Source organism: Bradyrhizobium sp. 40, assembly GCF_023100925.1.
Taxonomy (GTDB): Bacteria; Pseudomonadota; Alphaproteobacteria; order Rhizobiales; family Xanthobacteraceae; genus Bradyrhizobium.
In genome coordinates this window covers 1,715,731-1,735,996 of sequence record NZ_CP064688.1, presented here as the reverse complement: position 1 = coordinate 1,735,996, position 20,266 = coordinate 1,715,731, and the positions used below count along the sequence as shown (strand labels likewise).

Annotated in this window: 20 protein-coding genes and 1 pseudogene; 1 reads left to right on the top strand and 20 read right to left on the bottom strand. The window is 61.8% G+C overall.

Features of this window, described 5'->3' with window-relative positions; all coding sequences use genetic code 11:
- Positions 1-35 precede the first annotated feature (35 nt).
- Positions 36-989, top strand: a complete 954-nt coding sequence (locus tag IVB40_RS08295; RefSeq protein WP_247439207.1) for a LysR family transcriptional regulator — start codon at positions 36-38, stop codon at positions 987-989.
- Here the strand turns inward: IVB40_RS08295 and IVB40_RS08290 are convergent.
- From IVB40_RS08290 to IVB40_RS08195, 20 genes and pseudogenes are all read right to left on the bottom strand, one after another.
- Entirely contained in the window at positions 941-1,183 is a 243-nt protein-coding gene (locus tag IVB40_RS08290) for a DUF2274 domain-containing protein (RefSeq protein ID WP_247439205.1), read from the bottom strand. The two genes, IVB40_RS08295 and IVB40_RS08290, sit on opposite strands and share 49 nt — an antisense overlap.
- Before the next feature lie 4 nt (positions 1,184-1,187).
- Positions 1,188-2,396, bottom strand: coding sequence for a TrbI/VirB10 family protein (locus tag IVB40_RS08285; RefSeq protein ID WP_247818593.1), 1,209 nt, complete (start codon positions 2,394-2,396; stop codon positions 1,188-1,190).
- Positions 2,393-3,406 (bottom strand): P-type conjugative transfer protein TrbG, encoded by a 1,014-nt coding sequence (gene trbG / locus IVB40_RS08280; protein WP_247819505.1) that lies wholly within the window; start codon positions 3,404-3,406, stop codon positions 2,393-2,395. Before trbG ends, IVB40_RS08285 begins: the two co-directional genes overlap by 4 nt.
- A gap of 17 nt (positions 3,407-3,423) precedes the next feature.
- Positions 3,424-4,107, bottom strand: a complete 684-nt coding sequence (gene trbF / locus IVB40_RS08275; protein ID WP_247818592.1) for a conjugal transfer protein TrbF — start codon at positions 4,105-4,107, stop codon at positions 3,424-3,426.
- Between the two features lie 99 nt (positions 4,108-4,206).
- On the bottom strand, positions 4,207-5,436 hold the full coding sequence (gene trbL, locus IVB40_RS08270; RefSeq protein WP_247818591.1) for a P-type conjugative transfer protein TrbL: 1,230 nt from the start codon (positions 5,434-5,436) through the stop codon (positions 4,207-4,209).
- Entirely contained in the window at positions 5,433-5,786 is a 354-nt protein-coding gene (trbK-alt, locus tag IVB40_RS08265) for a putative entry exclusion protein TrbK-alt (protein WP_247818590.1), read from the bottom strand. Before trbK-alt ends, trbL begins: the two co-directional genes overlap by 4 nt.
- A complete protein-coding gene (gene trbJ / locus IVB40_RS08260) occupies positions 5,786-6,517 on the bottom strand; it encodes a P-type conjugative transfer protein TrbJ (RefSeq protein WP_247818589.1) in 732 nt (243 codons plus the stop codon). Before trbJ ends, trbK-alt begins: the two co-directional genes overlap by 1 nt.
- Positions 6,514-8,955: a conjugal transfer protein TrbE gene (gene trbE / locus IVB40_RS08255; RefSeq protein WP_247818588.1), complete on the bottom strand. Its 2,442-nt coding sequence runs from the start codon at positions 8,953-8,955 to the stop codon at positions 6,514-6,516. The genes trbJ and trbE overlap by 4 nt, the downstream gene beginning before the upstream one ends.
- 10 nt (positions 8,956-8,965) lie before the next feature.
- A complete protein-coding gene (locus IVB40_RS08250; RefSeq protein ID WP_247818587.1) occupies positions 8,966-9,229 on the bottom strand; it encodes a VirB3 family type IV secretion system protein in 264 nt (87 codons plus the stop codon).
- The gene (locus tag IVB40_RS08245) at positions 9,229-9,555 is read right to left on the bottom strand and encodes a TrbC/VirB2 family protein (RefSeq protein WP_247818586.1); all 327 of its coding nucleotides are present in this window, start codon (positions 9,553-9,555) and stop codon (positions 9,229-9,231) included. The genes IVB40_RS08250 and IVB40_RS08245 overlap by 1 nt, the downstream gene beginning before the upstream one ends.
- 1 nt (position 9,556) lies before the next feature.
- Positions 9,557-10,471: a P-type conjugative transfer ATPase TrbB gene (trbB, locus tag IVB40_RS08240; RefSeq protein WP_247819504.1), complete on the bottom strand. Its 915-nt coding sequence runs from the start codon at positions 10,469-10,471 to the stop codon at positions 9,557-9,559.
- Between the two features lie 254 nt (positions 10,472-10,725).
- A pseudogene (locus IVB40_RS08235) lies at positions 10,726-12,059 on the bottom strand (MFS transporter).
- 129 nt (positions 12,060-12,188) lie between these two features.
- Entirely contained in the window at positions 12,189-12,617 is a 429-nt protein-coding gene (locus IVB40_RS08230) for a CopG family transcriptional regulator (protein ID WP_247818585.1), read from the bottom strand.
- Between the two features lie 7 nt (positions 12,618-12,624).
- A complete protein-coding gene (locus tag IVB40_RS08225; RefSeq protein WP_247818584.1) occupies positions 12,625-14,613 on the bottom strand; it encodes a conjugal transfer protein TraG in 1,989 nt (662 codons plus the stop codon).
- Positions 14,614-14,641: 28 nt separating this feature from the next.
- Positions 14,642-16,405 carry a DUF3363 domain-containing protein gene (locus IVB40_RS08220; protein ID WP_247818583.1) on the bottom strand — a complete coding sequence of 588 codons (1,764 nt, stop codon included), beginning with the start codon at positions 16,403-16,405 and terminating at the stop codon, positions 14,642-14,644.
- A 385-nt stretch (positions 16,406-16,790) separates the two neighbouring features.
- On the bottom strand, positions 16,791-17,480 hold the full coding sequence (locus IVB40_RS08215) for a lytic transglycosylase domain-containing protein (protein ID WP_247818582.1): 690 nt from the start codon (positions 17,478-17,480) through the stop codon (positions 16,791-16,793).
- Between the two features lie 206 nt (positions 17,481-17,686).
- Positions 17,687-18,199 carry a S26 family signal peptidase gene (locus IVB40_RS08210; protein ID WP_247818581.1) on the bottom strand — a complete coding sequence of 171 codons (513 nt, stop codon included), beginning with the start codon at positions 18,197-18,199 and terminating at the stop codon, positions 17,687-17,689.
- Positions 18,196-18,660, bottom strand: a complete 465-nt coding sequence (locus IVB40_RS08205) for a DUF2840 domain-containing protein (protein ID WP_247819503.1) — start codon at positions 18,658-18,660, stop codon at positions 18,196-18,198. Before IVB40_RS08205 ends, IVB40_RS08210 begins: the two co-directional genes overlap by 4 nt.
- A gap of 289 nt (positions 18,661-18,949) precedes the next feature.
- Positions 18,950-19,831 carry a replication initiator protein A gene (locus tag IVB40_RS08200; RefSeq protein WP_247818580.1) on the bottom strand — a complete coding sequence of 294 codons (882 nt, stop codon included), beginning with the start codon at positions 19,829-19,831 and terminating at the stop codon, positions 18,950-18,952.
- 22 nt (positions 19,832-19,853) lie between these two features.
- Complete coding sequence (locus tag IVB40_RS08195; protein ID WP_200498869.1) at positions 19,854-20,135, bottom strand: helix-turn-helix domain-containing protein; 282 nt, start codon at positions 20,133-20,135, stop codon at positions 19,854-19,856.
- Positions 20,136-20,266 lie beyond the last annotated feature (131 nt).

Sequence of the window (20,266 nt, the reverse complement as noted above, 5' to 3'; positions counted from 1 at the left end):
GACTCAACGATCTAGTCTACAGGGGAGGTTTGAGCATGGCTCATGTTTCGCAATCGGCCCACATTGAGCTGCGTCAATTGCGCTATGCAATCACTGCCGCCGATTGTGGGAGCTTCCGGCAGGCATCAGAACTCCTGGCAGTCCGCCACTCTGTTTTGAGCCGGTCCATCAGCCAGCTTGAGCACCTAATAGGAGCGACATTGTTCGAGCGTTCAAGCGGAGGGGTCGCGCCTACCTTTGCGGGTCGGCGCGTCCTGCGCATATCGCGGATGGTTCTCGAGCAGGTCGGCGGCCTCGCGGCTATCGCGCGATCCAGCGGCCGCGGCGAGGCCGGACGTCTGTCGATAGGCTTTTGCACATCAATTGCCGCGGGTAATCTGAGAGCGACCATAGTCGAATTCAAAAGCAGCGCGCCCGATATCGAAATTGCGACTGTCGAGCGGTCACGCATCCTTCTCATGAACGCGCTGAGGAATGGTACGATCGATATTGCGATCGTTCCCCGACAAAAGCCATTGTCGGATGGCGTGATGCTTCCGGTCTGGAGTGAGCGCGTTCTCGTTCTGCTCCCTCAGGACCATCCTTTGGCCGCGCGTGAGATAATCTACTGGACAGATCTCCGCAACCAAACGGTGCTCCTAAGCGAGCATGATCCGGATGGCGAACTCGAGGATCTTTTGGTCTCCAAGCTCTTGACTGACGAACATCGCCCAAAAGTCGCAAGACACGATGTGAGCCGCGCAGTCATAAAGAGCCTAATCAGTATAGGACTCGGAGTTAGCCTTTCGATTGAGTCCGACGTCGACGCTAGCTTTGCCAGCTTGATCTATCGCGAGATACAGGACGGTGCCGGCTCAAGCCGTATAAGCTTTCATGCTCATTGGCGAGAGGGCAACGTGAATCCCGCGCTTCAGCAATTTCTAGAGCTTCTAAGTGGGCGCTATGCGTCAGCCCCCTTGGGTGAAGGTCGGCGCCCGCGCCTCACCTGAGAGAAGCCTCTGTCCGTGGCCATAAAGCGAGCCAACATCGGCCCAACTAGCTTGGCGGCATCGATCCGCTGCTCAGATTCAAGTGCCACTGCCTCGGCATAAGCAACGAGATCCCGATGCACAGCCGCTGGAAGCTCAACAGTGATTTTGACCGGTTTGTCGTCTGGAAGAGCGCCGATTTTGAGCTTGGGCAAATTGTTACCTTTCGTATGGCGTTAGAATGAGATCGCGATTGACTATGACGCGGACGGGAAAGCCTGGTCGGATCGTTAAGGTCGGTTGAATATTGAGGCTGCGCCGAACCACCTGCTGTCCAGTTTGGTTTAATGAGTCGGAGGCGCCATGCCGCAACGCCTGGATGATGGCGCTGTTGTTGCTATCGGTGTCGGACCCTGCACCTAGTTCTGTCCCGACAGCCAAGAACGTCGACAGCACTGCCGCCTTGAACAGCTCACCCCAATGATTGTCGACCTGGTCTTCGAGCCCTGCGTAGCCTGCGCTGTCAGCACCGGGCTGCCGCTCCAGAACGATCGAGCGGCCGTTCGGCATGATAAGCCGCGTCCAGACCAGCAGCACTCGAGACTGGCCGAACGAAACCTGGCTGTCATAGCTGCCGATCAGCTTCGCTCCCTGGGGCACGAGCAAAAACCGACCGGTCGGAGTGTCGTATAAGTTCTCTGTCACCTGCGCCGTGACTTGGCCGGGAAGGTCTGACCTGATCCCGGTGATCAGTGCTCCCGGAATCACCGTCCCAGCCTGCACGATATACGGTGAAGCAGGCCTAGTGACTCGGTCAGAGCTCACCGTGCGGCGATCCACAGGAGCGTTCACAAAGGCAAGCTTTCGGTCCTGCGCGTTCTGCGCAGATCCATAGTCGCTGGCGCTCATTGCGTTCGGCGGCATGACGCGCTCGCCTCCAGCTGCCGTAGCGGCAGGCGGACGCAATTCTCGGCCGTTGGTCGAAGCGAACAGATGGCTGATACGGGCCGCCTCGCTCTCTTGATCCCGGCGTTGCTGTTCCGGATCTCCGCCGGTCGTCGGCGAGTGGCCTTGAGCGGCCAGGATCGGTCGACCGAGGTCGCCTGGGAGCGGCGGACCAAGCTGCGGCACGGCTTGGCGTGAGACCCCACCGTAATCCTTCGGTAGCGCCTCGATGCTATCGGCGAGATTGTGATGACCGGTGCTATAGAGCTCGTCGGTCGTCTGGTTGCGAGGGCGATTGCTTTGCAGTGACCACAATACGGCTCCGCCGATAACCAGCAGGGCAACCGCGCTCCCTCCCGCCAGTACCTTGCGAGACAATCTGGTGACCCGCGGAGGTTCGGCTCGGAGGCGGAAGCTCCTGGATTGCTCCTCCGGTGTTTGCGGCGGAATCGCGTCCGGATGATGTTCGTTCTGCGTGGTCATGACGACGGCCTCCCGTCGGTACGGACTATTCTGACCTTCTGCTGGTGCTCACCACCCAGCCGCAGTTCCGCGGCTGCAAACAGCCGGTCCACGATCAACACGCTGCCGTGGGCGCGATAGTTGACGAGCTCGGTCTTGCCGTCGGGACCGATGACGAACAGCGGTGGCATCTCCCCCTGGACGATCCCTTGCTGGAATTCGATATAAACCTTTCGGCCGTCATCATAGGCCGCGAGCGGGCGCCACGGTGGACTGTCGCCCTCGATCGCGTAACGAAAGACGCGCTGGGCTGGATCGGGAATGACGGGTCTGAGGGCGACAGAGCGCGATCGTTCGCGGACGGCTTCCGGATAGTACCAGGCAACGGACGGCATGTACGGCCGCTCGCGGGAGCGGAGTTCGATCAGGTAGGTGCGCCGGTCGGTATTGACGACAAGATTGGTCTCGATCGAAGCCCGGGTTGGCTTCACCAGGATGTGGACGCGACGCGTATCCCCGCTCCCGCTCTCGGTATCTCCCACGACCCAGCGCACGGTATCTCCGGCCGCGATCGGTCCAGATCCCGTCAATTGCTCTCCTTCTTCCAGCGCAATATCCGTGATCTGTCCGGGAGCAGCGTAGACCTGGTACAGCGCACCGGGGCTGAAGGCGTAGATCTGCGCCGCGTTGAAGTATCCCCTTTTGCGCGGCTCCACTCGCGCCGCGCTGTTCGCGGTCTCAACCCGGCTTACGGGTTCAACCTCTTCGTTCGCCCCCGACTTGCCGCCGAGAACTGGTTTCCAGAGCGGCGGAACGTGAAGCGCCTGAGGCCGGTCATCGAGCGCCGCTGGCGGCGCTGGCAACGGCGGGACCTCCGCGTCATAGCTGATTTCCGGCGGAAGGTAGGTCGCGCATCCAGCGAGGGCAGATGTACCAAGCAGCAGAGCTGGTAAAAGGGCTCGCCTCAAAGCGGCGAGCTTGCACCTGCTCGAGCTGAACTTGCGGTATTGGATCGGACCTTTCGAACACATGTCACGCATCGTCTTGATCACTGACCCAGCTCCTTTGACCAGTTGATGGCGCGGACGTAGACGCCAAGCGGATTCTTGCGCAGCCGTTCGGCATCTCGCGGCGTTTCGATTGCGACAGTGAGAATTGCGGTCCAGCGCTCGTTCGCGCTCAATGAGCCGTTCTCGTAAACACGTTGGGTCCACGCCACCCGGAAGCTTTCCGACGACGCACGGATGACGCTCGATACGTCGACGGAGATCTGTGCCTTGCCCAACTTGGCGAAGGGATCGTTGTTGCGCGCAAAGTCGTTGAGCGCGGCGGCGCCACGATCGGTCGTAAAGTCATAGGCCCTGAGCCAGTTCTGGCGCAGAACGATGCCGTCGGCCGGCAAGCCTCTGACGTCCTCGATAAAGCGCGCCAAGTGATAGGCGACCTGAGCATCTGTAGGCTGATAATCGATGTTGGCTGGCGCAACCCGCTGGGCTTGGCCAAGGCGATCGACCTCGACCACCCACGGCGTGATTGATCCCTGTGCTGACTGCCGAACAAGGCCGCCAGCGAGACCGGCTGATAGCATGAGGCAGCCGAATGCCATCAAGCGCCAATTCTTGGCCTGCACGCGCGCAGATCCAATGCGTTCGTCCCAAACTTGCGCTGCCTTTTGGTAGGGCGTGGCCGGCTCGGGCATGCGCCCGTAGTGAACGGAAGGTCGTCTGAACATCGATACTTGCCCCTGAGATCGAGTGATTGGTTTCGAGTGTCACGGTGTCCGGTTTGACGCCGCTGCTGGCGCCCGCCGAACCGGCAGGTTGGCTGCCTGTCAGCGCTCTCCTTCCGAGAGATCGACAGAAGAGCCGCTGCCGCCATGATCGCCGGAGCGCACCGCGTGGCTGGCCGCCGACGCGCCGTGCCGAACGGTCTGGGCCCGCTTCATGCGCCGCGCCCAATCGGGTTGCCCCTGTGTGGACGTACTCGCAGCCGGCTCACTCGCCTGCCCGCTGGCGGCCAATGCGGCCGCGGCTCGACGTAACGGACTCACGGCAGCCGAGCCACCCGCCTCCGCGATGCCAGCAAGGCCGCCACTTCGATACGCCGCGGATACGCCACTCACCATGGCAGCCCCACCACGCCCCACACCGGCGAGCGCACCAGCAGCGAGACCAGTGCCACCGGCGGCAAGGCCGGCACCCGCCGCAACAATGCCGCCGGCTGCAAGGCCCGTCCCAATCGCGGCGCCGGCGCCGAGCTGGGGTCCGCCCGATACCAGGCCGTTTGCGATTCCGGGACCGAAGATACCGAGACCGAGCAAGGAGAGCGCCGCGAGCACCAGGGTCATCGCATCTTCGATCGTAGGATGCGCGCCGCCAAAACCGGCCGTGAACTGTGAAAACAGGGTTGAGCCAATGCCGACAATGACGGCCAGGACCAAAATCTTGATCCCGGAGGATATGACGTTGCCGAGAACCCTCTCCGCCGCGAACGCCGTCTTGCCAAAGAGGCCAAAGGGTATCAGCACGAAGCCCGCCAGCGTCGTCAGCTTGAACTCGATCAATGTGACGAAGAGCTGGATCGCCAGAATGAAGAAGGCGAGCAGCACCACGACCCACGCGAACAGAAGGACGACGATCTGGACAAAATTCTCGAAGAAGCTGATGTAACCCATCAGGTTCGAAATCGAGTCGAGCATTGGCCTTCCGGCATCGAGCCCGACTTGGGCGATCTTTCCCGGCCGCAGGAAGTCTGAGGCTGAAATACTTGATCCAGACGCCTTCAGTCCGAGACCGGCAAAGCTTTCGAAGACGATCCGAGCGAGATTGTTCCAATTGCCGATCAGGTACGCAAACACGCTAACGAACAGCGTTTTCTTGACGAGACGCGCGATAATGTCCTCGTCCGTGCCCCAACTCCAGAATAACGCGGCAAGCGTGATGTCGATGGCGGCAAGCGTTGTCGCGAGATACCCGACCTCGCCACTCAAAAGCCCGAAGCCGTTGTCGATGTAGCGGGTGAATGTCTCAAGGAATTGGTCGATGATGCCGGTGCCGGTCATGGCTTAGCTTCCTCCGGCACCCCGGCGGCCGGATATCCTTGTGGCATCCGGCTCTGATCCTTTGGCGCGGCTGTCACGCCGGTTTCTGCAGCGGCAGCACCGTCCCGCCTGACAAAGAAGCGGCGGCGGTTTTCGGCCCAGACCTTCTGGCAGTGCTGATAGTCGGCTGCATCTTCGGAAGAGAGGCTGCGGCAGCGCGCAAGCTCGGAATGGTCAACGTCTTTGGTCTGCTCGGTCCGGGGCGGAGATGTATCTCCTCCGCCACGAAGCTGGAACGCGCAGCCTGCGACGATCAGCACCCCGACTGACATGAGTAGCGATACCGCTTTGAATGGGCCTGTATCGGTCATCAGTGGAACATCCGCACGTCCTGGGATTGATAGCCCTGCCCCGGCGTCAGAAACCGCCGGAGCTGTTCTCGCCCCTGGTCTTGTGCTGCCGCACGCTGCGCCGCTTCAAGGCTTTGCGCCCTCCCCTGCGCCGCGACTGTGGCAGTGAGATCGGCAAGCTGCTGCGCCTGAAGCGCAAGGATCTGATTGCCAGCCTGGGTCGCCTGCAGGGCGCCGCTGGCATCCTGGCTCGACGTCACGAGCGCCGATGTCTGGACGCGATTGGTGTCGAGGTTGCTGACGACACCGGCCTGGACCCGGAGCGCGTCCTGCAAAGCCGCAACAGAATTCTGCCAGCGCGATTGGGCATTGCTGACCAGCAGTTGGCTGGATTGGCTGCCGCTCGTTGGCGCATAGCTGGTCGAGAACGCGCGGTCGATCTGCTGGATGTCGTAGGCAATCCTCTGAGCCTGGGCCAGCAATTGCTGGGTCCGCTCGATCGAGGATTGCAGTTGCTGGAGCGAGGAATACGGCAGGCTTGCCAGATTCCTGGCCTGATTGATCAGCATCTGCGCCTCGTTCTGCAACGAGGTGATCTGATTGCTGATCTGCTGTAGCTCGCGCGCGGCGGTCAGCACGTTCTGGACGTAATTGTTGGGATCGAAGACGATCCACTGCGCTCGTGCCGGCGCCGTGACGCAAAGCGTCAGGGCGATGGTGCCAGCGGCGAGAGATAGTCCAAGGCGCCTCATTGCGACTTCTCCAGATTGACAAGACTTGGAATCAGGTCCACGGCCCAGGCGGCGCCGCGATGCTGAAGCCAGGCGGGGACGAAGCCGTCAGCTCCATGTTCGGCGAGGAGCTGTGCGATCGCAGCTTGGTCTGTCTTGGAAGACGCTGCGGTGAAGGCGAGTGCCACCTCGCCAAGGCCAAGTTCGAACATCCGGTTGCCGCGGCGAGATTGGCAGTAGTAGTCACGCTTGGGCGTTGCCCGGCTCAGAAGCTCGATCTGGCGGTCATTGAGTCCGAAGCGGCGGTAGATCGCAGTGATCTGCGGTTCGATGGCCCGTTCGTTCGGCAGCAACAAGCGTGTTGGGCAGCTTTCGATGATCGCCGGCGCGATTGCCGAGCCGTCGATGTCAGAAAGCGACTGGGTGGCAAAGATAACGGACGCATTCTTCTTGCGAAGCGTCTTCAGCCACTCGCGAAGCTGGCCGGCAAAATCCTCGTCGTCGAGGGCGAGCCAGCCTTCATCGACAATAAGAAGCGTGGGCCGCCCGTCGAGACGGTCTCCAATACGATGGAAGAGGTACGCGAGGACGGCTGGCGCCGCGCTCGTCCCGATCAACCCTTCGGTCTCGAACGCCTGGACCGAGGACTCGCCAAGGCGCTCGAATTCGGCATCAAGCAGGCGTCCTGACGAGCCGCCAAGGCAATAGGGTTGCAGGGCCCGTTTCAGGGCATTCGATTGCAGAAGGACTGACAGGCCCGTGAGCGTCCGTTCCTCCCTCGGCGCTGACGCGAGAGACGTCAGTGCCGACCACAGATGGTCCTTGACCTCCGGGGTGATTTCAACCTTTTCGCGTGCCAGGATCGCACCGACCCATTCGGTGGCCCATCCGCGCTCGGAAGCATCGTCGATCCAGGCCAGCGGCTGCAACGCGACGGGCCGGTCGCCTCCGTCGGACAAGGCACCGCCGAGATCATGCCAATCGCCGCCCATGGCGAGGGCGGCCGCTCGGATCGAACCACCAAAATCGAACGCAAAGACCTGAGAGTTGGAGTAGCGGCGGAATTGCAGCGCCATCAACGCAAGCAGGACCGACTTGCCAGCACCTGTCGGCCCCACCACCAGAGTATGGCCGACATCACCAACGTGGAGCGAAAACCGGAACGGGGTTGATCCCTCGGTCTTGCCGAACAGGAGCGGCGGAGCGCCAAAATGCACATCTCGCGCCTCGCCCGCCCAAACCGCCGACATCGGAATCAGATGGGCGAGGTTGAGGGTAGAAACCGGCGGCTGCCGCACATTGGCATAGACATGCCCGGGCAAACTGCCGAGCCAGGCTTCCACGGCGTTCACCGTCTCGATCATGCAGGTGAAATCGCGGCCCTGAACGACCTTCTCGACCAGGCGGAGCTTTTCGTCGGCAGCATTGGGATCGCGGTCCCACACCGTAATGGTTGCCGTGACAAAGGCCTGTCCGATCTGGTCCGAACCCAGTTCCTGCAGGGCAGCGTCGGCATCAAGTGCCTTGTTGTGGGCGTCGGTATCGAGCAACGTCGACGCCTCGTTGGTCATGACCTCCTTGAGGATGGCGCCAATGGATTTTCGCTTGGCGAACCACTGCCTGCGGATCTTGGTCAAGAGCTTGGTGGCATCGGTCTTGTCGAGCATGATCGCGCGCGTCGACCAGCGGTACGAGAACGGCAGGCGATTGAGATCATCCAGGATCCCCGGAGTGGTCGCTCCCGGGAAGCCGACGATCGTGAGAACTCGCAGATTGGCTGGGCCCAACATCGGCTCGAGCCCGCCGGTCAGCGGCTGGTCGGCGAGCAGCGCATCGATGTACATCGGAATCTCGGGCACACGCACGCGATGACGCTTGGTCGAAATCGTCGAGTGCAGATAGGTCAGCGTGGCCTGATCATCGAGCCATGCGCATTCCGGCATGAAGCCGTTAAGAAGCCCGAGCACGCGGCTGGTTTGGTCGACGAAACCGCGCAGCAGCTCGCGAGCGTCTGCGCCAACGGTGCGATCGCGCCCTTCATAGAGCAGTCGCTCTGCCTTGGCTGCGCCCTCCTCCGGCGGCAGATAGAGGAAGGTCAGGAAATAGCTGGACTCATAGTGCGCGCCGGCCTCCTCGAACTGAGCTCTGCGCTCGGCGTCGACCAATGCAGATGCGACATCTGGGAAGGTGCTCGGGGGATAGCTGCCGGCAAACTGACGCTGCGCCTCGACGAATACGGCCCAGCCAGAACCCAGGCGGCGAAGGGCGTTGTTCAGACGACCTGCGATACCGACAAGTTCAGCCGGCACCGCACTCTCAAGGTCGGGTCCCCGGAACTTTGCAGTTCGTTGGAACGAGCCATCCTTGTTCAGGATGATTCCCACGTCGACCAGTGCTGCCCATGGCAGGAAGTCGGCGAGGCGCGTATTGGAATGACGATATTCCGCAAGGTTCATCATGATCGAGGGCTCAGATGTTGAGATGACCGGGAATGCGCAGATGGCGGCGCACCACATCGACGAAGGCGGGATCGCGCCTGGTGGCCCAGACGGCGGCCATGTGGCCGATGAACCAGAGGATAAGACCTGCGATCCAGAGCCGCAGTCCGAGTCCAAGGGCAGCCGCCAACGTGCCGTTGACGATCGCGACCGAACGCGGCGCGCCACCCATCAGGATCGGCTCGGTGAGTGCGCGGTGAACGGGCACGACAAAACCTGCGACCACATCGTCCATCAGATCACCACGCCGCCGCCGAAGGAGAAGAACGACAGGAAGAAGCTCGAAGCCGCAAACGCAATCGACAGACCAAACACGATCTGGATCAGTCTGCGGAAACCGCCTGACGAATCCCCGAACGCGAGCGTGAGCCCGGTCACGATGATGATGATGACGGCGATGATCTTGGCGACGGGGCCTTCGACCGATTGCAGGATCTGATTGAGCGGCTGCTCCCAGGGCATGTTCGAGCCGGCCGCCCATGCGGGCGCTGTCGTCAGAGCCACCGGGCTGGCGATCGCCAGCAGAGCAGCTTCTCGAAGAATACGAAATAGTGGACGCATGTCAGTCTCCTGCTGGTGAAAGGCTGTAGTCGCCGGCGGACCCGAGCCCCGTCACGACAGCGAGTTCGGTGAGGCGACGGTCAGCGCCGCGACCTGCGAGCACGGCGACGAGATTGATGGTCTCGGCGATCAGGGCGCGCGGCACCGTGAGGACGGCCTCCTGGATCAGTTGCTCGAGACGCCGCAGCGCGCCGAGTGCGCTGCCCGAATGAATGGTGCCGATGCCGCCGGGGTGACCTGTGCCCCACGCCTTGAGAAGGTCGAGAGCTTCAGCCCCGCGGACCTCGCCGATCGGGATGCGGTCAGGACGCAGTCGAAGCGAGGAGCGGACAAGGTCGGATAACGTGGCTACGCCGTCCTTGGTCCTTAGCGCGACGAGATTGGGCGCCTTGCATTGGAGTTCGCGCGTATCTTCGATCAGGACGACGCGGTCAGCCGTCTTCGCTACCTCTGCCAGAAGCGCGTTGGTCAAGGTGGTCTTGCCGGTCGAGGTACCACCGGCCACCAGGATATTCTTGCGAGTGGCGACCGCACTCCTCAGGGCCTCGGCTTGCCCGAAGGTCATGGTCCCGGCGGCCACGTAATCGTCGAGCGTGAAGACAGCGACAGCTGGCTTGCGGATGGCGAAAGCAGGGGCAGCGACGACCGGAGGCAACAGGCCTTCGAAGCGCTCGCCGGTCCCGGGAAGTTCGGCCGACACGCGTGGTGAACTGGCGTGCACCTCGGCGCCAACGTGGTGAGCCACCAGGCGAACGATGCGCTCGCCGTCCGCCGCGGATAGAGTTTCCCCGGTATCGATCAGCCCACTCGACAGTCGGTCAATCCAAAGCCGCCCATCGGGATTGAGCATGACCTCAACGATAGCGTCGTCTTCCAGGTAGCCTGCGATAGCCGCGCCAAGCGCGCTCCGCAGCATTCGCGCACCGCGCGAATTCGCTTTTGACTGAATGGAATGGATTGCCACTGCCGTCCCCACCGAATGAGAACGTCGGGCGCGTCCTCAGATGGATTGATTAGAAAAAGCATCAATGGATTTGGCGCAACAAGCGCTTGCGGGAAGCGTAGATTGGCGTAGAAAAAGAAAGACCGAAAACTCATATTCGCACCGCGAAGCGAACTGGAGCGCTGCTGAATGATGCTATTCGTCGGCAAGCTTACTGCGGACGCGGCTCACCACTCCGCATCGGTATTCGCCGGCATGACCACGAGCAATTGTTCGTACGGCATGAACGTTTCGGCCTTGTCGGAAACGCCAGCAGGCAAGAGGAGTGGAATTGAACGCATGCGCCGCCCTAAGGATCCAAGCCATGGTAGAGCGAACCAGACGAAGGCGGTGATCTGCACCGCCACATTGACACCGAACGCGACCTGATAAGCGAGGACGGTCCTGTGGCCATCCACGAGTTGCCATTGCTGCAAGATGAAGCCGGTCCCGAACTGGGAAAGAAATCCCCAACCGAAGTGCAGCACATTCAACACACCGTTGGCACGACCGGTGAGCTCTGGCGGAAAGTAATTAGCTATCACCGCAAAGCTGACCACAGTCGCCGTTCCAACAATTGCGACAACTGACCACGGCAAGATTGACGGCAAGGGCACGCGAAGGATCAAGGATAGCTCGGCCGCGATGAACAGGCCTGCGATCACGGCCAAAATGATCTCGACTCCACCCCCTCTTCGCCTGATGCAATGGACTAATGTCCCGAATATCCAGGCACCGCCGCAAAGGACGAGCGACATTGTGAATAGCTGCCCGACAAGGCCCGTACGATCAGATCCCTCGACGTCGGTCAGCCACGGCGCCGCCCACAATCCTTGCAGAGACCACGCCGATCCCACGCAAGTGGCTGACAACGGGGCAATTCGCCAGAAACGCCGATCGCCGAAAACAGAGCTCAAGGTGCCGGGCATTGATCCTGTTGGTAGGCGAACGGCTCGTTCGGGAACACGATGTAGACGAGCGCGGCCGTGGCACTAGTCGCGACCGCCAGGATCTCAAAGAGCTGGCGCCAGCTGATCCAACCGAGGAGGTGTTCGGCCGGGATCGTGGCGGTCACCGCTCCGAGCGAGCCCAGCATGACCATGTAGCCATTCAGCAAGGCCACTCGTTCGCTCGGAAACCAGAGAACGATGGACTTCAATCCCGCTGTCAATGCCGCCGCCACGCCAAGGCCGATCATTGCTCGCGAGATCAGGAGCAATGGCAACCCCCCGGACATCGCGAACAGGCCGGCACCTGCGGCGGCGACCAAAAGCAGGCAACTATGAACCCGGCGAGGACCAAAGCGATCCAGCAAAATACCGACCGGGATCTGCGCCGCCGCGAACACCAGGAAGTAGACGGACGTGAGGAGCCCGAGATCGGCGGTGCCGAGCCCGATCTCCGCGACAAGATGACTGGAGATCAGAGCGTTGATGGTTCGGAAGAGATACGAAAGATAGTATCCAGCAGCAAATGGGAGAAAAACGCGCACGATGAGACGCCATGCCTCCGAATTTTGCATGCTGGCCCTTTTGCTCCTCAGCTCATGCGAGCCGATAGCGCGTCCAGCTTCTCGTCACGTCGGCTAAATTGGTGAACTCGCAGGCTGGCGTGGAAAAAGAAAGACCGGGGAAATCGCTGCCGCCGGTTTTCAATCAACTTTGCCTGTCGGCTCCTGACGAACGATGTCCTCTGGAATCTCACGCAGAAAGCTCTGCCCTTTCTGCAGCCGGCGTCCGAGTGCCTCGACGAATCCTTCAAAGCGCTCCCTGCCCTTTGCCTGCGCGGCCGCCTGCGCATCATTGGGCAACGGGGGCGTAATCGTCAGCCAGAAGCGGATGAACAGTGCCAGGGTCTCAGCCGTCAAACCAACGTCACGCTCCAGCCGCTGCATTTGACGAGATAGCCGGTCCAGGCGACGGGCAAATGCGGCTTCCCGCCTGTCCTCTCCGTCGGGCGATAAAAATGAAGCAACAGCCGCTTCCACGATCGCAGATCGGGAAAGCTTCTTGCGATCGGCGAGATCCGAGATCTGCTTCAAAAGGTCCGGCGGGAAATACACGTTCATCCGGTCGCGCATAATTGCCTCACAGGTCGATACCGTCGCTCGGATCCATGACGACCTGACGAGCGACGCCGCGCATCTGCTGACGTATAAGCCGAGACTGGCGGACCGCGTCCTCGTCGTCGTCAAGCACGACGGCAAACTCTTCTGCCGGCGTCGGCTCGGTCGTCTCGTTGGCAATCGCGACGTGATCGGGGAGTTCGGGCTCACGACGGAGCCCGCTGTTCGCGGTGTCTTCCTCGGCCTCGACGGCATTGTCAGTTGGCTTCCCGGTCCGCTTTGGCATCCCGAGCGCTGACCATCCGTCCGTTCGCGATGACCGGCCGGCGGCCGCAGGATCGGGCGGCGGCAGCACCCGCTCGGTAAAACGCCGATCTTCGTAGTAGCGAACCTTCTTCGCCCGGATCGGCGGCGTGCCCGCCACCATGACGATCTCATCCACCGGCGGAAGCTGCATGACCTCGCCGGGGGTCAGCAGCGGCCTCGCCGTCTCCTGCCGTGAGACCATGAGATGCCCCAGCCAGGGATTCAATCTGTGACCGGCATAGTTCTTCATAGCCCTCATCTCGGTCGCTGTACCCAGCGCATCGGACACGCGCTTCGCGGTCCGCTCGTCATTGGTCGCGAAGCTGACTCGGACGTGGCAGTTGTCGAGGATCGCGTTGTTAGCCCCATAGGCCTTTTCGATCTGGTTGAGCGACTGCGCGATCAGGAAACTCTTGATGCCGTACCCCGCCATGAAAGCGAGGGCGGACTCGAAGAAATCAAGCCGCCCAAGTGCCGGGAATTCGTCAAGCATCATCAGAACGCGATGCCGGCGATCGGGGGCGTGCAACTCCTCGGTCAGGCGGCGGCCAATCTGGTTCAGCACCAGACGGATAAGTGGTTTGGTCCGCGAGATATCGGAAGGCGGCACCACCAGATAGAGCGTCGTCGGACGGCTATCTGCGATCAGATCCACAATCCGCCAGTCGCAGCGGCGAGTCACCTGGGCCACGACGGGATCACGGTACAGCCCGAGGAACGACATCGCAGTGGACAGGACTCCAGAGCGTTCGTTCTCGGATTTGTTGAGGAGCTCGCGCGCGGTCGAGGCGACCACGGGATGAGCACCCTGCTCGCCAAGATGCGCGGTGGTCATCATCGCCTTCAGCGTCGCTTCGATCGGCCGCTTCGGGTCGGAAAGAAAGGCGGCGACACCGGCCAGGGTCTTGTCGGCCTCGGCATAGAGGACATGGAGTATGGCTCCGACCAAGAGCGAATGACTGGTCTTCTCCCAATGGTTGCGCTTATCGAGGGAGCCCTCGGGGTCGACCAGGACGTCGGCGACGTTCTGGACGTCGCGAACCTCCCATTCCCCGCGCCGAACCTCGAGCAACGGATTATAGGCTGAAGACTTCGGGTTGGTCGGATCGAACAAGAGAACGCGGCCGTGTCGCGCGCGAAAGCCCGCGGTCAGCTGCCAGTTCTCGCCCTTGATGTCGTGAACGATGGCCGATCCCGGCCAGGCCAGCAACGAAGGGACAACAAGGCCAACACCCTTGCCGGACCGCGTGGGCGCAAAGCACAGCACATGCTCCGGTCCGTTGTGCCGAAGGTAGTCCTGGTCGAGCTTACCCAGCACCACCCCATCCAGACCGAGAAGTCCGGCTGCTCGAACCTCCTCCGCATCGGCCCAGCGCGCCGAGCCATAGGTCTCAACGTTGTTGGCCTCCCGCGCCCGCCAGACGGACATGCCGATCGCCGCCGCGATCGAAATGAATGTCCCCGACGCCGCGATGAAGGCGCCCTCGACAAAGACCTGGGGCGCATAGGCATCAAAGACGAACCACCACCAGAAGAAGACCGGCGGGTAATAGATCTTGAAGCCGGCCAGTTCGAACCAGGGCCGCCCAAGCTCCGGCTGCCAGGCGAGCCGCCACGCCGTCCACTCGGTCGCGCCCCAGATGGCCAGCAAAACGATCAGCCCGACAACGATCACCTGACCCCAGAGAATCTTGGTTCCGGACATCGACCAACCTTCCATACTGGTGAGATAGCTAGAGGCCGAGGTCGCGCTTTCGACCAAAGCCCCATTCGATACCGCCGCCGTCCTTCATCACGCCGGTGACGTGTTGACCAAGCCTCTTCTCGAGCTCGCGCGACCAGGGCACGAGTTGGAAACCCAGCCCGTTATCGATCATGGCGAAGCGCCCCGAGGAGAGCGTCAGGCGCTCGCGATACGCACCTGCCACATGCTCCCCGGAGGCCCCCTTCACGTAAGGCAAGCCGGTGACGGCCGAGACTTTTTCGGCTACCTCGTCCAGTTCACGTCGGCGCAACGTGTCCAGCAGGTCGCGCTGCAAGATGATGCGTTGGCCCTGCCGCCGCGCCAGGCGCTCCTGGATCAGATGCTCGGTGCGGGCTTCCATGGCGTCGCGGGTCTCGCGGCCGAATCCGCCCATGGCGAGCGGCATGGGGTCGCGTTCAACCAATCTATGGTCGAGCCAGGTCGCTCCTTTAGCCGTGACCTGCCCACCGAGATCGAGATCCGAACGGGTCGCGAGCACCACGGTCGGCCGCGGATCGCGGGTTTGACTGAAGCGTCGGACTTCGACGATTCCGCCGATCGGCGGTGCATGTTCGAAGGCCTCGACCCCACGGAAGCGAACGTGGTGCGCGCGTCCATCTGTTCCGTCGATCAGGGCATAAGCCTCACCCGTCAGCTCATCGTGCAATCCCCGGTCGACCAGCCGCCCGATGATCTGGGACGAAAGCTGTCCACCTTCGATGACGAAGTCGGCAACGCCGCGCGCTTCCCCTCGCTCGGTGAAGGCACGGTGCATGGTCTTGATGATGTCGCCCCGCATGCCGAGGTCGCGCAATCTGCGCTCGGCCTCGAGCCCGACCATCCATTCCCCTGGTGCGCTGGATGCGGCAAGACCCATCTTCTCCAGATGTTGAAGGCGACCGACCATCAGGCGCCGGATCTCGGGATCAGACTTGCCGGGATTCTCGGGGCGAAGATCGATGTAGCCGGTGTCATCTGCCGCCAGCCGGATCTCCCGATCGAGCCGCGTCCATCGTTCAGCCGAACACTCCCTCTCCAGCGAATTGCGGATCTCGTGCTCAGGCTTTGGACCCAGTTCGATGGCGACCAGTTCCTCGGCGCGGGAGCGCAGGCCCTGGCTGATGTAGTCACGGGAAATCACGAGATCTCCGCCTTCCTGATCTACTCCCCGAACGAGCAGATGGACGTGAGGGTTGTCGGTATTCCAATGATCGACAGCCACCCAGTCGAGCCGCGTGCCGAGGTCGGTTTCCATCTGCCTGGCGAGATCCCGGGTGAACGCCTTCAGGTCGGTCATCTCGCCGGCGTCCTCTGGCGAGACGATGAACCTGAAATGATGGCGATCGTCCTTGCACCGTTCTGCAAAGGCCGCGCTATCGGCACGGTCGCAGCCCTCATCGAACATCTCGGCTTTCTCGCCGCTTCGAGTCACGCCGTCACGCTTCAGGTACGAGAGATGGGCGGTCATTGGTGCGGAACGGAAGGCTCGCCCTTTATGCCGAACAACACGCGCCTTCACCACAACGCGCCGTGTCGGGCTGAACAATCTGGCGCGGCTAAAGGCGAGGCGCCCGCGGCCAAACGTGGAGCGCCCATAGGCAACAGAACGCCTGCCAGCCGCGGCCTGTCCAGAGGTGTGACCGGCTTTCTTCGCGGCACGTAGCACCTGGTTGATGAAGCTCTTCGGCTTCGGCGCGCGGGTGCTGCGGATGCGCCCGGGCCGAATACGTAGGTCGCTGTCGCCCATGGTCATGGCCGGACCTCCAAGCGAGCGAAAGCACCTACAGTGCCGAAATTGTCCTTGATTGCATTGTTCAAAATGCAAGGCGCGGCACGCGCCCCGACCGACCGGCACGGTAGAACCCAAGCCATGCCAATGGCTTGCGGTTCGCCCGGCGAGCCCCTTTTATCTCGCCGTCCTGCCGTCGTGGTTTCCCGGCCGCAGATTCCCGCGGCCCAACCTCCGAGCCAACTCGGTGCTCGCGTAGCCCTCACTGCTTCTGAGCGCTTGCGATAGCGATCGTTACCCGAAGGGCCGAGACACCCGAAGGGTGGCTCGGTGAGGAGCGAAGCGACGAGTAGAGCGCGGGCCGAAGGCATCGCCCATACGCAACCAGGTTGCGAAGCCGCACACTTGATCATTGCGATGCTCCTGAATCCAATCGAGGGACGAACACGCCAATAGGCCGGGGGACCATGGGCAAGACGTCAGGCGCCGAAATTGCGGTCGTGACACCGCTCGACGGCATGAGCGCCAGCAACCGATGGCGCGTTTTCATGAGATCGGGTCGCGTGACGAATAGCGTTGAAGCTGCTGATGACTGTCCGCTGGACGTCCATCCCGGCGGCAGTTCGCTGGCAAGCAGATTTGCAAGCTTTGCGACATATACTCGCGTCTCCTCTGGCAGAGAGCCGCCTGCGAGATGCTCTTCATAGCGAGATGGTCCCGCGTTGTACGCGGCAAACACGCCTGGCGAGCCATACCGGTCGAGCAGTTCGCGCAAGTACGCCGTCCCGGCCAGAATGTTGTCGTGCGGGTCGTAGGGGTCGTTCCCGAGATTGTAGCGCTCGCGAAATTCCGCCCAAGTCGCCGGCATGATCTGCATCAGGCCCATTGCGCTTTTTGGCGACTTGGCGTGCACGTCTCTAGCGCTTTCGACGTTAATGACCGAACCGATCCAGGTCACCGGAATTGCAAAACGCTTCGAGGCTTCGTCGACGAAAGCCGCAAACGGGTTGCTTGCCCGAGCGACCGCTTGAACCGACGCCGACCCGCTCTCGGCCAGAGCAGCACTGTCCGACGCAGCGAAAATGAGCAGCAGCGACACGACAGCCCAAACACGTACGCCCGACCGAGCCAAGCATGCCGTCGTGCGCCCGCCCGTCCAGGGCAAAACCGCTTCGCGCCGACTATGCGGCCGCCCAGGACTGCCGCGGCGCGCGTCGGCCCTGCAAGCGTTGGTCCGGACGGAGGAATGGTCCCGCGAGCGATCGAACAGAGAAATGGCGGGATAAGAGCGTGGAAGACGCACGATCACTCCTCCCACGTCCACACGGGCAGCGCACGGCCGATCACTGCCGACGCCGGCAAGAATCCAAAATATCGGCCATCAAGAGAGTCTTGAGACTGCCAGTTCATGAGAAAGAGCTCGCCATCGTCGACGACGCGGCAGCCCTGCCATTTCGGCAGTGGCCGCCCGCGTCCGTCGCGGTCCCGCGCCTCGCCCATTGCAATGTCGTCGACCGAAATCGTGAGGCCAGTTCTGCAAACACTCTGCCCCGGCAGGGCGAGCACGCGCTTCAGCATGGGGACGCCAATGGGCAGATAGCCGTTAAGGTCGAGGAAGGTCGCAAGCGGCTCCGGCGGCTGCACCGCGACCAATTCGGTGACATGGTAGCGTTCGGCTGTCCGCAGGCGATAAAGACCGATCGGCACACTCGCGGATGCATTCCAGATGTAGAGCGGGAGTGGCTCGATGGCGATCGTCGCGACGAGCGCAGCAGCGGCCCCAAACGTTGCGGCCAGTGTCCTCAGTCGACCCGTCATCGCATCACCCTCTGACGGTGAAGCCAGGCCTGGTGACGCGCTTTCGTATATTGACGCGGGTTCTCGTTGACGGACAAACGGTTGTGAACGTGATGCCAATGATCAGGCGCGACGTCAGCGGGATCGATGCCGAGCGCCTCAACGGCATCGACCATCTGCAGAACCCGTTCGACCTTCGGCCAGCCGGAGAGCCGCAGCAAAATCTCTCCACCGGGTGTCACATACGGCACGGTCGAGCAGCGCTGTCCCGGCGCAACCGCGCGCAGGATGTCGATCCGCGAAATGATCGTGCCAAAGTCGTTGGAGGTCCAACGGACGAAGGCAAAGATGCTGCCGGGCGCAAATGACAGGACACGCCGCTGACGATCAAGCTTCCGTTCCTCGACGATGCGGCCGAATCGAATGCGGTTTTCGATCCGCTTCTCGAGCCAAAGCACTTCCACTTCGGTAAGATCGCTCATGCCGCCGCTCCCGAAGACGGGAATGGGGATCCGTAAGCATTGGCGGCAGTGAAGCACCTGCACGGCTTCCGCCGATAAGGAGGATTGACGGCCCGCGGTTGCCAGTCGCCTGCGATGCAGTTCCTGGCCTGGTCCGTTAGAAGAAATCCGAAGGATTTCTGGTTAGTAAAGTTAGAGCGGCTGGAAAGCGCGCAGAAACAAGCTCTTAAGCTCGATTCCGGTCCCCGATAGCACGAGGATCGGGTCCCCGATAGCACGAGGATTGCGGTCCCCGATAGCACGAGCTGATTCACAGGTTGTCCTCCGATTTTGGAATAAGACGGCGGCGGCGCAGGCGTGCCGTTAAGGGATCAACAGGCGTTGGTGCGAAGTTCAGCCGCTCGATGCCGTTCGGATCGCGCGAGAGCACGAGCTGATAACCTGGCAATGTCTGACGCTGGACGATCTGCCGTACGTCGTAAGCAAAATGCTTGAGCGGCGAGAGGATGCCGGACTTGGCATGGAGGTGCACAAGATCAAAGCTCCAGCCGCCATCCTGACGCCCGCCATGCTTGCGCACGAGCCGGTAGAGCCAACGCTCAAGTCCGCCCATCAGATCAAAATACGCGCGATCAATCGTCAGCACGAGTGCATCATCGATGACGCCCGAATAGAACCAATCCGGCAAAATCAGCTCGAGCCCAAATGGGCGACCATTTGCGTCGGCAGTCTCCTTCCACTCGTTGATCCAGGAGAAGCGATGCCGCCGTCGTTCTGCCGGCTGACGGATCGACGTCAGCACGGTCGTTGACTGCAACCTGTCGAGACCCGCCTTCAGCCGGTCATAGTCGCGCGCGCTGGTGCCGCGGCCGACAAACGTCAGTATTTCGTAAGGCGTTGCAGCCATCAGGCGCGACGTCTTCAGGCCAGCGTCACGTGCTTCGATGATCTGGGACGCGGCCCAGATCAAAACGTCTGCATCCCAGATGGTTGCCATGCCATGTTCCGGCACGGCTTCAACGCGAATTGCGATCGCACCAGCGCGGAAATCGATCGGTACAATCCGCTTCGTTTTTGCAAGCGAGAAGAACGGGTAAGCCATCAGATCCTGCGCGTCTCGCGGTGCGAGATCGCCGGGCAGCGCCCGAAAAAGCTCAAGCTGATCGCGCTCGGAATGGTGTTTGCGCCGCATGGTCACTGCTCTCACGCGGCAATCAGCGACGTTCCTGGCCGGCATAAGGGCGCAGCGCGGGATGCTTCTTGGCCGGCAACACCGTTCCCTTGCCGGGGTCGGACGTCGACGTCTTGGCGCCCCGGTCGGCCCACGCTTTCAGGTCATCCAGGGCGTAGACGACACGTCCGCCAATCTTCCGATACGTCGGCCCGGTGCCGTACGTCCGGTGCTTCTCAAGCGTTCGACCCGAGAGGCCAAGATAGCGCGCGGCCTCAGGTGTGCGCAGGAATCGCGGGGGAAGACCGGCCATCGGATCGGGCATTTGAGAACTCCAGGAGGACAGCGCACTACGCTTGGCTAGGCCGGCGTGTGTGCGGTCATCATGGAGGAGCAGGATCTCGGAGGGGGATGCCGAATATCGGGGGTACGATTTTTGATACCCCTCGGCCGAGG